At 31.6% G+C, this 14,019-nt stretch carries 15 protein-coding genes; 12 read left to right on the top strand and 3 right to left on the bottom strand.

Annotation, left to right across the window (positions count from 1 at the left end; genetic code table 11):
- The first annotated feature begins 40 nt into the window (after window positions 1–40).
- From CAB05_RS03260 to CAB05_RS03225, 6 genes are all read left to right on the top strand, one after another.
- Entirely contained in the window at window positions 41–790 is a 750-nt protein-coding gene (locus tag CAB05_RS03260; protein ID WP_087998372.1) for a TerC family protein, read from the top strand.
- A gap of 189 nt (window positions 791–979) precedes the next feature.
- Window positions 980–1,195, top strand: coding sequence for a DUF6366 family protein (locus tag CAB05_RS03255; RefSeq protein ID WP_087998371.1), 216 nt, complete (start codon window positions 980–982; stop codon window positions 1,193–1,195).
- A gap of 601 nt (window positions 1,196–1,796) precedes the next feature.
- Entirely contained in the window at window positions 1,797–2,174 is a 378-nt protein-coding gene (locus CAB05_RS03245; RefSeq protein ID WP_087998369.1) for a cysteine-rich CWC family protein, read from the top strand.
- Window positions 2,175–2,632: 458 nt separating this feature from the next.
- Window positions 2,633–2,872: a hypothetical protein gene (locus CAB05_RS03240; protein ID WP_235821352.1), complete on the top strand. Its 240-nt coding sequence runs from the start codon at window positions 2,633–2,635 to the stop codon at window positions 2,870–2,872.
- 865 nt (window positions 2,873–3,737) lie between these two features.
- On the top strand, window positions 3,738–4,532 hold the full coding sequence (locus CAB05_RS03230) for a GNAT family N-acetyltransferase (RefSeq protein WP_087998367.1): 795 nt from the start codon (window positions 3,738–3,740) through the stop codon (window positions 4,530–4,532).
- 892 nt (window positions 4,533–5,424) lie between these two features.
- A complete protein-coding gene (locus CAB05_RS03225) occupies window positions 5,425–6,099 on the top strand; it encodes a C40 family peptidase (RefSeq protein ID WP_087998366.1) in 675 nt (224 codons plus the stop codon).
- 256 nt (window positions 6,100–6,355) lie between these two features.
- Here CAB05_RS03225 and CAB05_RS03220 read toward each other — a convergent pair whose 3' ends face one another.
- Complete coding sequence (locus CAB05_RS03220) at window positions 6,356–6,961, bottom strand: trimeric intracellular cation channel family protein (RefSeq protein WP_087998365.1); 606 nt, start codon at window positions 6,959–6,961, stop codon at window positions 6,356–6,358.
- A gap of 361 nt (window positions 6,962–7,322) precedes the next feature.
- Between CAB05_RS03220 and CAB05_RS03215 the strand changes: the two genes are divergently transcribed.
- The 5 genes from CAB05_RS03215 to CAB05_RS03195 all read left to right on the top strand — a co-directional run bounded on the left by CAB05_RS03215 (window position 7,323) and on the right by CAB05_RS03195 (window position 10,430).
- Window positions 7,323–7,667, top strand: a complete 345-nt coding sequence (locus CAB05_RS03215; RefSeq protein ID WP_087998364.1) for a Na-translocating system protein MpsC family protein — start codon at window positions 7,323–7,325, stop codon at window positions 7,665–7,667.
- Window positions 7,668–7,928: 261 nt separating this feature from the next.
- Window positions 7,929–8,177: a hypothetical protein gene (locus tag CAB05_RS03210; RefSeq protein WP_087998363.1), complete on the top strand. Its 249-nt coding sequence runs from the start codon at window positions 7,929–7,931 to the stop codon at window positions 8,175–8,177.
- Between the two features lie 243 nt (window positions 8,178–8,420).
- A complete protein-coding gene (locus CAB05_RS03205) occupies window positions 8,421–8,885 on the top strand; it encodes a hypothetical protein (RefSeq protein ID WP_087998362.1) in 465 nt (154 codons plus the stop codon).
- A gap of 183 nt (window positions 8,886–9,068) precedes the next feature.
- On the top strand, window positions 9,069–9,404 hold the full coding sequence (locus CAB05_RS03200) for an ArsR/SmtB family transcription factor (protein ID WP_087998361.1): 336 nt from the start codon (window positions 9,069–9,071) through the stop codon (window positions 9,402–9,404).
- Window positions 9,405–9,431: 27 nt separating this feature from the next.
- Complete coding sequence (locus CAB05_RS03195; RefSeq protein WP_087998360.1) at window positions 9,432–10,430, top strand: NADP-dependent oxidoreductase; 999 nt, start codon at window positions 9,432–9,434, stop codon at window positions 10,428–10,430.
- A gap of 533 nt (window positions 10,431–10,963) precedes the next feature.
- Here the strand turns inward: CAB05_RS03195 and CAB05_RS03190 are convergent.
- On the bottom strand, window positions 10,964–12,160 hold the full coding sequence (locus CAB05_RS03190; protein WP_087998359.1) for an FAD-dependent monooxygenase: 1,197 nt from the start codon (window positions 12,158–12,160) through the stop codon (window positions 10,964–10,966).
- Window positions 12,161–12,399: 239 nt separating this feature from the next.
- Between CAB05_RS03190 and CAB05_RS03185 the strand changes: the two genes are divergently transcribed.
- Complete coding sequence (locus CAB05_RS03185) at window positions 12,400–12,636, top strand: DUF4083 family protein (protein ID WP_087998358.1); 237 nt, start codon at window positions 12,400–12,402, stop codon at window positions 12,634–12,636.
- Between the two features lie 278 nt (window positions 12,637–12,914).
- Here the strand turns inward: CAB05_RS03185 and CAB05_RS03180 are convergent, their stop codons facing one another.
- Window positions 12,915–13,976 (bottom strand): endonuclease/exonuclease/phosphatase family protein, encoded by a 1,062-nt coding sequence (locus CAB05_RS03180; protein WP_087998357.1) that lies wholly within the window; start codon window positions 13,974–13,976, stop codon window positions 12,915–12,917.
- Window positions 13,977–14,019: the final 43 nt, after the last annotated feature.

The following is a 14,019-nucleotide window of genomic DNA, read 5'->3' as shown; positions in this document are numbered from 1 at the left end:
TATGCAATTAAGAATTATTACTTTTATTTAGGAGGCCCATATGGAACTGTCTTTGTTAATTGAGTATGGTTGGGTTCTAATTATTTTGATTTTTTTAGAAGGCTTACTATCAGCTGACAATGCTTTAGTTTTAGCGATTATGGCAAAACACCTTCCAGAAGAACAACAGAAGAAAGCAATTAATATTGGTTTACTATTAGCATTCATATTTCGAGTTGGTGCAATTTTTATTATTTCGTTTCTTTTCCATGTTTGGCAGGTTCAAGCTATAGGGGCTGCTTATTTAATTTACATAGCTATCAAGCATTTATTAAAAAAACCAAATGATGAAAAAGGGAAAAAAGAAAAAAGCTATCGCATGACGGTAGCTCAAATTGCTTTAGCAGATATCGCATTTGCCGTTGATTCTATATTAGCAGCTGTAGCTCTTGTCATCGATTTACCCGATACACAATTTGGTGAAATTGGAGGGATGGATGGAGCAAAATTTATAATAATCATAATAGGAGCTATTGCAGGTTTAATAGTAATTCGATTCGCAGCAGGATTCTTTGTTACATTATTGACTAAACGCCCTAGACTAGAAAAAGCTGCAATGTTAATTGTTGGTTGGGTTGGGGTAAAGTTATTAATGCATACTCTTGCGCATCCATCAGTGCATATAATTTCACATGATTTTGTTGAAGGACCAATATGGAATTCAATTTTTTGGTCAGTTATGCTTCTCATTGCAATAAGCGGTTGGTTTTTATCTAAAGAGAAAACAACTAGTACGCATGATGTGAAATAAGAAAAAACAATCTACAGATGAAGATGAAGATAAAAAGCTACTGAGGTAGCTTTTTCTTATGAATTCAAAGGATATTCTATTTTAAAATTTATATAAACTTAGTCCTTTCCTGGCAGTTCAACAAGGATAATGGTTATACGTGGTAAAATATAAAAGGAATGATTGTTTAACTTACAAGGGGATGTTTAAGTGCAAGATAACAAAGAAACTCCTGAACGAAAAAGAGAGAGATTAAGACAAGAAGAATTAAAAAGAAATCCGACAGGTAGTCTGAACGATGCTTTTAATAGAGCAAACAGTGGCAGTCTTGTGGATTTAGTAGGTAGTTTAGGTTGGAAAGGTACGGGGATACTTATTCTTGTACTCATAATAGGAGGTATAATTGCCTCAATCTTCTTTAAGTAACGGGGGCTTTTATTTCACAACAATCGGGGCTGTTATCGGCAGTCCTTTTTTCAATACGGTTATGTAACTAACTGGCAGATACTGATTTACTATGCTCTTTACTTTAATTAACTAATAAATGTTATTAAGATTAAAATAACCCAACTTAAAGGTGAAGGGTAATAAATATATATCGTAGAAATAATATATTAAACATTGGTATAAGTGAAAGGAGAATAAAATGTTTGATTTCATTTATCCTGTTTTACCCATATTGAATATGCTCTTTTTTATGGCACTCATTATTTACATTATTTTGAAAGTTGGTAAGAAAAATAACAATAAGTTAATGAGAATTTTAGGCAAGTTCCTTATAATTTATGTATCTTTCATTATAATAATTGGAGTCGTAACATATTTTAAAAATCCTTAAGTAACTAACGTGCGCGTTAGTTGAAGAGAGAGAGCAGCTAATGGCTGCCTTTTTTATTTAAGTATTTGGCAGTTTAGTTAAATAAGGATTGATATAATTCAAAGGATTAATTTAGTAAAACAATTAAATGATTGAACAGAATTAAAGGGTAATTCTTTTTGTTAACCATATTATTGAGGAGGGTATTTAATGGCAATTAAGCTCTGTCCCATGTGTGGTAATGAGAATAAGTGCTCAAGTGGGAAGACTTGTTGGTGTAATGATGAGTATTTCCCAAGAGATATATTTAATCAGATATCACCAAAAGAGGTAAGAAGATCTTGTATATGTAAGTCGTGTTTAGATAAGTACAAAAAAGATAACAGAATAGAAGACTTAAAACCTTCTGATATCGGACCAATGGTCTTTGGTCGAAAGAATGAACCTTTACAGGACGATGAAGTATGTTACTGCTATGAGAAGTTTAAAGATAAACTTAAATCTGGGACAGTAACTAAGTGTTTCAAAAAGAAATGTGCTACTTACCTAAGATGCACAGAAGAACGTAATAATAATCCGAGATGTTAATAACATTTGAACATTTACAAAAATGCTCAATGGAAGACCTAAAACGTAAGGTTGACCATACTTTAAAGGAGTTTGAACATAGGCGTCAAAAAAAAAGAAAGAGAATCCAAAGGACTTTTCCTAAGGATTCTCTTTCTTTGTTTCATTCATTATCGAGAGCTTATCAAAAAATAAAACAGTGAGCTTTATCCTTCCAGAAACCATTTATATGGAATATTTAGTGAGGTGTTAATAAAATGAACTTGGCAATATCTCTCAAAAATAGAAAAAAGTTAACTGTTATACTTCTAATATCCTTAATGTAGCCATAAAAAAACTGCGCCTCCAATTTGTTAGATGTGTATAACAATTGGGGTGCAGTTCAAATTCATCTCTTGTTTTATTTATGGGAAGGACAATTGTTCTATCAATATCATACAATATATAGATAAATAATAAATAGGTATAGGAGTGAACAAATGGGAGATATAGGATTCATTCTATTAGGTTTTATCGTTTGGGGATTAATTAGTTTTGGATTGATTCTATTGTTATGGGGGCTTTGGAAAAAATCTTGGAAATCATTCCTATGGAGTGGAATTGCTTTACTACCAACACTATTTTATATTGGTGGAGAGAATTGGGAAAGGTTAGTCGCACTAACTCCTCTGATTCCATTTGCACTTGCGTTTTATACAAAAAGCGCAAAAATAAAGTAAACATAATAATATTCCTTATGCAACTAACGAGCGCATTAGTTGAACTACACAATCGGCTGAAAAGTCGATTTTTCTTATTTTACTATTGGCAGATTAGTTGCTAAGAGAAGGACTCTTTGGAATTAGATTGAATATAAATTAGTAAGGAATTCACTATTATAGACTGGTATATTAAATAATCTTTCAGGAGACAGAGGGAGTATATAATATGGTTTTATTTATATTAATAATTTGGTTGTCAGCAATTTTATTTTTTAAATTATTTATAAAGATGCTAAAAAATATAATAGCTAAAAAAGAGAATAAGTTACTTGAAAATATTAACACTGTTTTATTTTCAATCATTTTTCTGATGTTATTATGGGCGTGTGTTGGTGGTATTGAGTATTAAGATTAAGAGTACTTTTTATTATGTGTTATTGAACTAACTGGCGCATTAGTTGAAGATCACGAAAGGCTGATTATCAGCTTTTTTATTATGCTAAATAGCAGTTTAGTTAGATGAGCGATGCTATAATAAATGTAGTGAATTGAAGAATCGAGGTATATTTTAGTGTGCCTAATGATTGATATAAAGTACATCAATAGAAAAGAGAGAAAGAGACAATGAAGAAGTTATTATTATATAATTATTAATATCATATACAACTAACGAGAGTGTTAGTTTGATAATATGGCAGACAATTAAGTTAGTCTTTTTTATTTTGCTATCTATAATTTAGATAAAAAAATACCAGAGTTTGATAAGCTAAGAGTGTTTTGGAGTTTTTTAATAATTAAAAATAATTCTTTTCAGCACTTACTTTTTACTGTAAAATGATGGGAATATTTTAAGTTGAAAGCTTATTTAAAAGGGGAGAGAATTATGATCAGAAGACTAACTCAAAATGATCATGAGGCTTGTTTTAATTTATTAAAGCCTAGAAGTGCTGAAAATTTGTTTATTATTGGTGATATTGAGGCATACGGATATAACCAAGAATTTCAAAAAGTTTGGGGAGAGTTTAACGATAGTGGCGAACTTGTTGCTGTGTTGTTAAAATATCAAGAAAACTATATACCATATGCATCAAATGTATTTAACGCTGAAGGATTTGCAGAGATTATATCTAATGATCATAATTTTAAGTTCATGTCTGGTCTTAAGGAAATCACTGAAAAAATTGAGCCATACTTGAACAAACAATTAAAAACAAAAAGGCAAACATATTACGCCAAGTGTACCAAATTAACTTCGAACGAAAATATTGGGGAATTTTCCAATGTCGAGCAAGCCTCTCCCCAGGATGCAGAAGCTCTTGTACAATTATTAAACTCTGTTCCAGAATTTAATGATTCTATCATTACAGTAGAAAGAAAACGTCGAACTTTGACTGATGGTACTTCACGCTCATTTTTTATTAAGGAAGATGAAAAAATTGTATCAACAGCCTCGACAGCAGCAGAAAATTCCTTATCAGCGATGGTTATCGCGGTCGCTACGCTTGAAAACTATAAGAAGAAGGGATATGCAACAAAGTGCATGCTTGTGCTTTGTAATCAACTTTTAAAAGAAGGTAAAGAACTATGTTTGTTCTATGATAATCCTTCAGCAGGAGCAATTTATAAGAGAATAGGATTTGAAGATATTGGTTATTGGATGATGTATACATATATTTAAAAGGCGTGTATGGAGTCTACTAAAAGTACAACACACAGAATTTAATAAACGAATAAAATTAATAAGTATATAGATTTAAAATTCACTTAATTCAACTAACACATGCATCAGTTACATAAATGATCGACGGTTTTCGTCGGTCTTTTTTATGCTAATAGGCATATTAGTTAAATAATGTTTCGAGTAATTGTGTTAATATTATATTAGATATAAATCTTTATTTAAGGATGAAAAACTATGGAAAGTAATATAGCAGAATATATATACTTAGTATAATATTATTATTTTTAGGTGTTTTCTGCATAATTGAATTCATTTTTAGAATGAATAAAAGAAGATTTTACGAACAAGAAAAATTCTATATGGGATGGTAGTAGAGGATGATCTGTATTCGATCATCCTCTATTTTGCTAAAGGCATTGTTACGGAACATAACTTTGGCTTTTATTTTTGGGTCTCGGCAATAGTGTTATTATCTACTTTGGTATTTATTAATTGGAGATTGTGTAGAAATAGAAATAACTGAATGCAACTTTGAGAATGTTGCTTCAAATGTTTAATATTATTAAATTTATCTGATCGTAAGTTGATTACCTGTTTATTGAAATAAAGCATGAGATTGTTGAATAACAATTGGATTCAGATGAAGATTATATAATGCGACACGTAAAAGCTGAATTATTTCAGTTAAAAGATACAATGAATCAGCATTTGATTATTAACTAAATGGTTCTCTTGAATGCCAATGTCATCATATGGGGAGAAAAACCTTTTGTCATTTAAACGCGTATTTTTAATGTTTTTGTCATAATACTGTAAATACAGGTAAATACCCATGTAACTTTAGAATGATAAAATCATAAAAAAGGTTTTATCGGAGGTAAGTTATTAAATGAAAAAGATTATAGCATCATTTGTAGCGACAGGAGTGTTATTGTCAAATCCATTGGTTAGTAATGCAGCATTAGGTGATCGTACATTAAAAAGGGGAATGACCCATACAGAAGTAAAACAATTACAAGAAGTTTTAAAGAATAAAGGATATTTTAAAACAAATTCAACTACATATTTCGGAACAATCACTAAAGGTGCAGTAATAAAGTTTCAAAAAAGCAAAGGCTTAAAGCCAGACGGTATTGTAGGTAAGAATACATATAAAGCATTAGGCGTTAAAAAGCAGATTCAACCTGCTAAAGTGGTTTCAAACAATAAATCTTCAGTAATAGTAAAAAAAAGCAAAAAGTATTTAAATGTACCATATGTATGGGGAGGCAATACGCCAAAAGGTTTTGATTGCAGCGGGTTCATAAAATACGTTTTCGACGAAAGCACAGATGTCAATTTACCAAGAACGGTATCGGAAATATATAAAAAGGGGAAAAGGGTGTCCAATCCAGAAGTTGGAGATCTGGTCTTTTTTGAAACCTATAAACCTGGTGCTTCACATGCGGGTATTTATATCGGAGGTAATCAGTTTATACACAGCTCCTCATCAAAAGGGGTAACTATTTCCTCCTTAGAAAATAGTTATTGGGAAAAAAGGTACATAGGAGCGAAAGAAATGTAAATAATATAAAGAACAGTTATTTTATAAAGAAACTGGTCTTTATAGTTTTGGAACATATAAGGTTCTTCATTTATGAAGAACCTTTACTTTTTTTATTGAAGTATTTGGCAGTTAAGTTTATTAAGTTGATTTATTGGAATATGTTACAAAATATATCAATCAAATTAGGTGATCAACCTAAATAATCTAAATATTATTGACTTCAATTTGTGTAGATATTTTACCAACGGAAATATCTATAAAAGTATATGCCAAACTATTCTTTTTTATGGTGACAGGGTAGGTGCAGACGCCATTGATAGTGGATTGCTGACATGCGTAAAGCTATAACAAGCAGAACAATCAGAGTCAACTGAAGAGGAGTGTTCCAACCCAACCAAATACATATTGCACATAAGATCGTTAAAATTGCATGGATTTCTTCTTTTAAAGCGAGTGGTTTTCGAGCAGCTATAATGTCGCGAATCATACCTCCTCCAATTCCTGTAAACATCGATGCCAAAATCATCACACCCAAATCATCTGAAAAACTTTCTTTGGCGGACATTGCTCCTTGGAGAGCGAAGGAAGAAAGTCCAATCGAATCAAAAAATAAACTCCACCGTTTCCAATGATTGATCCAATTTTGCGGTAATATTACGATGATTGTCAGCGTCATTAAAACAGTTAAAATGATGGAATGGACCCATAATTCAGAAACAGGGACACCGATAATAAAATTTCGGACCATTGCTCCTCCGAAGGCTGTGGTTAATCCCAAAGCATACACCCCAATAAAAGAAAATTCTGCTTCAAGAGCAACAAATGCTCCGCTTGCTGCATATGAAATAATTCCGATAAAATGTAAAACTGTCCAAGACATTCTTATAATCCCCCTTAAAATAATAAGAAACTAATTGAGCAAAACATAAGACCGATGAAATAAAGTATCAAAAGAGAATAGCTTGTTTTTTCTTTTCCACACAAAAAAACTCCACCACAAAATATCATCTAATGAGATGATACCTTGTGGTGGAGTAATCAATTAGCAATTCCTACTAATGAATCATTCCATTGGGAATAATAAATAGAGTTCAAACAAAATGTTTTATTAGAATTCCATTCATAAAACTCGTATAAATTGTGTTCAACAGACATTATTATACTCTTCGTATCTAAAAAAACAAGACAAAATTATGAAATTGAATTTATTATTATAGAATTGAATTGTAGGGGGAAGGGTTATGGGGAAAAAGGAAACAGCATTTAATGATATTGTTCGGAAAATGAGGAAAGAGATTTTTGGAAAGGGACCAGAGCGAATATTCACTCATTTTGTGGAGAACATGGCTGTAACGATCATGAGTGGTATACTAACACCTACTGAAAAATTTATCTCACAATCCCAAGAAGGAAAAAAAGTAATTCATAGTGCCAGAACCGAAATGATTCGGGATGTATATAAGCAAGATGTTCCAAAAGGAATGGAGGAACTCGTCGGTTCAAAGCTGCTTCATTTATTTTCAGATGCAAAGATTGAAGAGGACATGGCTGTAACCGTTTTTATTTTTGAAAAACCGATTGAGTAATACAAATTTGTGCTTTATCTATTTAGTATTCTATTCGAGTAAATTTTGTCAGTGCTAATTTCATAATAAACCAATGGAACTAATGCACTCGTTAGTTGTATAAATAGGAAAACGACTGTCCAATTTAAGGACAGTCGTTTTTTAAGAAAGGATGGTTTTTGAAATATTCTTCTAGTAAATCTATTCGTAGTTTAGTATTATCTCTCTCCAAACAATCATAAAATGAATTACTCATATTTATTTTAATTTTTGGAGGGTACTATGTACAAAACTATTTTATGGATACGAGAATATGCTGATGAGATAAAACGTGGCTTAATTGGCGGATTTACTATTTTCGGTCTAGCTACTATTTTTTTTACAACTGATTCATCGATTGAATCGAATAATAATACTTGTTTAAAATGGAAATATAACAATTACGAAAAGATTTATGTTTGTTCAATTTATAAGACGGCTGAGTCACATACAATTCCATATGGATCAATTATTAGTTCAGATAGTAAATAGATAAAGGGAAACTAAGAAGTTTTACTCGGTATAATCGGGATACTTTTTTATTCGAAAGAAATAATAAAATTTCATAAGGATAACTAGTGAAAAAGGAACCGATTTTAATAATTCTTTTTAAATATGCGTTAGTAGAAGATCATGAGCACCTAATTGTGCTCTTTTTTAATTAAGTAAATTTGTAGGTTTATTGAAGAAGGTATCTAAAACTTTATACAGAAATTAATTGAGGGAGGGATGAAATTGAAACTCAAATATAAAGTTAATCAATCGAAAGAGGCAGGAATTTTTTATTTGTTTGGTGCTATTATAAACTTGTTAATATTGTTATTTACTGTAAATCAAACATGGGATGTAATTAGCCATATTAAGGTACTAACGATTCCTTTCATAATCGTGGTGCTCTTTATTTTGTGGTTCATTGTAATAGGGGTATATTTTCTTAAACTTAATACTATTGACTATATGAGGATAGACAATAATAAACTCTCAATTCATAGAGGTTTATACAGACCAAGAAAAGTGATAAATATTGAAGAGATAGAAAAAGGTTTTATAAATAGTGATAAATTTATTTTAATTTTGCATTCCAAAAAAGAAATTGAGATTTACATAAAGAATTTGTTAAATAAAGATTTTGAGATACTTACAATGCAATTAAGTAATTCCATATTAATCAGTAAAAATAATGATTTCATATATAACTAACTCTTGCGTTTGTTACATAAGAAAACTATAAAAATCGATTTCCATATGTGGGAGTCGTTTTTTTTTGATTCGTCTCGATTTACTTTCTCAATATTGCAGGGAATACAACAATAGTATATTGTTTTCGTTACAATAGTTCGTCAACTTAAACGATTAAACTAATTTGTGGAGGAATTTAATTGAATGAATAAACATGACCAACTAAATACAATCAAAGAGGATTTTATAAATTGTCAAAAAGTGCTATTGGCGATTGGAGATGAAACTCGTCAATCAATCTTATTAGTGTTAATGGGTACGGATTGTCAAACCGGATTGCGTGTAGGTGAAATCACTAGGCAAACACATCTTTCTCGTCCTGCTGTTTCACATCACCTTAGAATCTTGCGAGATGCGGGTGTAATTTTAATGCGAAAAGAAGGGACAAAAAATTTTTATTTTATTGATATACGTACAAAATTAGGTTTATTAAAAGATCTTGTGAAGCATATCGAAGAGTTAATGCAAAAATTTTATTGAAATGTCATTTATTTGGAGGGATAGGAAATGAACGCAATGGTTATTGAAAGGTACGGGAAATCCCCGATGCGTATGGTGGAAATGCCGATACCTGAAATAGGGGAAAATGAAGTACTTGCAGAAATACATGCAGCTAGTATTAATCCTGTTGATTTTAAGATACGCGATGGAAAAGTGAAATTGTTACTAAAATATAAAATGCCGCTTATCCTTGGGAATGACTTTTCTGGTGTAGTGGTGAAGGTTGGTGCTAAAGTAACTCGTTTTAATGTTGGGGATGAAATTTATGGACGTCCTCGTAAAGAGAAAATGGGAACATTTGCTGAATATATTGCAGTTCATGAAGAGGATATAGCATTAAAACCTAAAAATTTGAGCTTTGAGGAAGCAGCATCAATCCCACTCGTTGGATTAACCTCATTTCAAGCCTTGCATGACATCCTTCAAATACAGAAAGGACATAAGATTTTGATTCATGCTGGATCTGGCGGTGTCGGTACCTTTGCAATTCAGCTCGCAAAACTAATGGGTGCTACTGTTGTAACAACAGCAAGTTCAAAAGGGATTGATTTGGTAAAATCTCTCGGTGCGGATGAAGTTATCAATTACAAAAGTACAAAATTTGAAGAAAAATTGAAAAATTATGATGCGGTATTTGATACACTTGGGGGAGAGACACTCGAAAAATCATTTAGTGTCTTAAAAAAAGGTGGGAAAATTGTTTCCGTATCAGGATTGCCAAACGCTCGGTTTGCAAAAGAATATGGTTCTGGATTTTTTAAAACAATGTTATTTTCAGCAGCAAGCTATAAATTAACTATGCTTGAAAAAAAGTATAATGTTCAATATACGTTTTTGTTTATGAAGCCAAGTGGAGATCAATTACGTATTATTTCAAACTATATTGAATCAGGTAAAATTAAACCCATCATTGATAAAGTTTTTTCTTTTAAAGATGCTCAAAAGGCGATGGAATATTCGGAACTAGGAAGAGCTAAAGGGAAAATAATTTTAAAAATTAGATAGTTAGCAAATTCTTCAGATTCCAAATTTGATGTAAGTTATGAACTCGGAACAAGGACAAGGAGTTCAACCCTAATGAAAAAAGTGATAAATAGATAAGTCATTATGCAACTAACTCATGCATTCGTGCAATAAGAAAAAAAGATCCTTCTCAAAAATAAGGATCTTTTTTTGTGTTAATTAATACAATTTGTTAAGAACTTATTATCTTTTTCTGTTAAGAATATTACATGCAGTAAAGAACTTTTTTATCAATCTACGCGGGATATTACAATATACACATAGAGGATAAAGAAACATTTCATAGAATAAATATAATCGTTTTAATGCGCCTACAAATAAAGGGATATATTAAAGAACATACTTCAAACGGAGATGCTTCTTATGCCTTTGCTTTAAAGGTAAAATAGCATAAAGAAAAAATATCTCTATTTCAACTAACGCATGCTTTCGTTGAATTACTAAGTAAATAAAAGAAGAGCTCAAACAATATGTTTTAACTCTTCTTTTAAAAACAATTTTATATACATACTAGATTAATAATCTTTCAGCTCAATCTCGTTGGCAGCTTTAGCTATCATTCTCGTAATCATTTTAAACATTCCGTTCATAAATATGGGGAAACGTAACATTATATTGCGCATTGCAATTTTGAAGTTTGATTTTTCAATCATTCCTCCAGCAGTTATTAGCCCGATTTTTTGGTTTTTTTCAACAAAATTTCTCATCTCTTTTTCATATGAATCAAAAGATATGGTGTAATCACCATTAGCAGCTTTAAGCTCCCCTGCTAGTACATAAGCTCCGACAAGCGCAAGGCTAGTACCTTGACCCGAAAGGGGGGAGGGACAATAAGCCGCATCACCAACCAAAGTAATCCGACCTTTTGACCATTTCGGCATGTGAATCTGACAAATTTCATCAAAATAAAATTCTGTAGCTTCTTTCAATTTTTCTAGCAAGTACGGTGTTTCCCACCCCTTAAGTTCTTCAAAAGCATTGTTAATATGGTTCTTTTGTTCTTCTAGATTATAGCGGTCGTACTTCAGCGAATCGGATTGGAACACTAATATGCCTTGCGCTTCTTTTTTATCATGTGCACTATACATACCAACAGTTTTACCTGGTACCGTAAAAAGCATTTGACAGTGCTCGAGGTTAAGATAATTCTCAATATTAAAAATAGAGATATAACAACCAAGAGTACGCTTAAACTGTTCTTCATCGCCGAAGATCAAGGTGCGCACGTTTGAATGAATCCCATCCGCACCTATAATTAAATCGAATGTCTGTGGTTTTCCATTTGTAAAATGAACTTCTACACCTGTTTTAGACTCATATAAAGTAGTAATTGAATCGCCCCAAATATATGTAATGTTTTCCTTGGTCAACTCGTATAAGATGTTACCAAGATCCTCGCGCATAATTTCGATATCCATCCCATGCTGATTTCCTATACTAGCTTCGCTTATTTGACCTTTAATTTGACCTACATCATTCACGAAGTAGACACCAGTCATTTGAGTATCTAATGTACGAACTTGATCAAGAATACCCATTCGCTCAAGAACAGAAATGGCAGCACCACGGATATCCACAGCATATCCCCCTGGGCGGAGTGAAGGAGCACGTTCTACTATAGTCACCTCAAAACCAAAGCGATGAAGCCAATAAGCAAGTGCTGGTCCAGCAATGCTCGCTCCGGAAATGAGGACACGCATCGGTTGCTTCATAATTACTTAATCACTCCTAACCTAATTAAATTTAAACAACATACCAACAATATATTCACGGCTTATTAACTTATGTGCTGTTGTGAAATATCGAAAGTATTTAAGGGTTGTAAGGTTGAGTATTAAAATAATCACAAAAATTTTTAGTTGAAGTAAAGGGCAGTTTAGTTGAACAAAGGAGTTTAATAAGATTCTAGCGAATTATCCTATTAACAAGAAAAACTATTAGGAGGAAAAATATGTATTTCTTATCAGGAGATGCTACGAACACGATAACAGAAACAAAAGAGACCTACGAACCTGTGCTTGCTTTTGCCCCTATTGTTTTTTGGATCATTTTAATTGGTATATTAGCTGCATTAGGATTGCTAATAATAAGAAGAATTAGTAATCAAGATAAAAACAGACAATTATTACAAAATATAGATAATAAATTAGACAAATTAATTGAAAATCTCGAAAAAAAGTCTAACTAATCTTAAGCAAATAACGCATGCGTTAATTCAGCAAAGATGACCACACTAGTGGTCTATTTTTTATATTTTTCATACTAAAAGTTAGTTTAAAAGTAGATTCCAATTCAATGAGGTTATTTATTTAAAATTTAAAATAGGAAAATAATATTTTCATATCGAATAATCATAAGCGGATGTAAACATACAAATCCTTAAATAAAATTAAACCTTTGTTGCATACAAAAAGCATAAAATACCAAACTTAGGTCATTTTATGCTTTTTGTATGTTTTATTATAGTTATTTTAATACTAACTCTGCAGTTACTGGGTTATGGTCACTATTCTCAAATCCTAGGTCATGTCCTTTTACATTTTTAACTGTAATATTAGGAGAAACTAAGAATCCATCAATAATGGCTTGGAAATTTCGTCCCTTTTTAAAAGGGAAGTCATTTGAAAGAGAGGTAGGAATCGTTTTATCTGTAACCCATTGGAAGCCTTCTGGTTTAAATCTAGAAGGGAAGATTTGTAGCCAATCAGGCCATTTTTCTGTTGATTCAAATATGGTAGGGTCTGTTGTTGGAATTTCGTGATTCCAATCTCCACCTAAAATAAAATAGTTGCCTTTTTTTATTTCTTTCTCTAGGTAAGTAGATAAATACTTCAATTGTTGCTTACGAACTTTTCCACCTTTATCATACGCTGATAAGTGAAGGTGGATTAGAATCAGATCTTTTCCGTTTTCTACTGGCATTCTACTTTCAATAAAAGCACGATCTAATTCAAATTGCTGACGAGGCCAACTTTCTTGACCTGCTAGTTTATACCGATGGCTATTTTTAATGTTGAACTTAGATAAAGTTAATAAACCACTATTTGCTGAACCCATAGGGCGCAATATTGGAACAGGAACCCAAGGAACTTGATAATTTACTGCAAATGTATTACTGTAGTCTGGTAATTTCTTTGTAAGGTAGTTTACTTCGTTAATATGATAGCTACGAGAAGAGTTCATATCAATCTCTTGAATTAAATTAATATCAGATGCTTCATTTTTAATAAATGAAGTAATTGCCTTTAAATTTTTCGATGTTTGCTTTTTACTACTAGACCTAGACATCGTTCCGCCATCCATAAAAAAGTCCTGATTTTTATCCAATCCTGCATATCCGATGTTAAATGTAGTTATTGAAAATGGTACCCCTTTTTTTAAAACCTGTTCTTTATTTTTTTTGATATTAAGCGGTATAACTTCAGATGGCTTATAATCTGTGAAAGTTACATATGTTAAAAAACCGACGAATAGTAATGTAAAACTAAGAATTAAATACATAACTCCTTTTAAAGTTTTTACAATCATTCAATTTCCCCCTAATACATCTCTATGTAAAAAAAATTCAATT

The organism is Gottfriedia solisilvae, assembly GCF_002128405.1.
In the GTDB taxonomy this organism is placed as follows: Bacteria; Bacillota; Bacilli; order Bacillales; family Bacillaceae_G; genus Gottfriedia; species Gottfriedia solisilvae.
The sequence above is the reverse complement of the archived record's forward strand: the minus strand, read 5'-3'. Positions and strand labels throughout refer to the sequence as shown.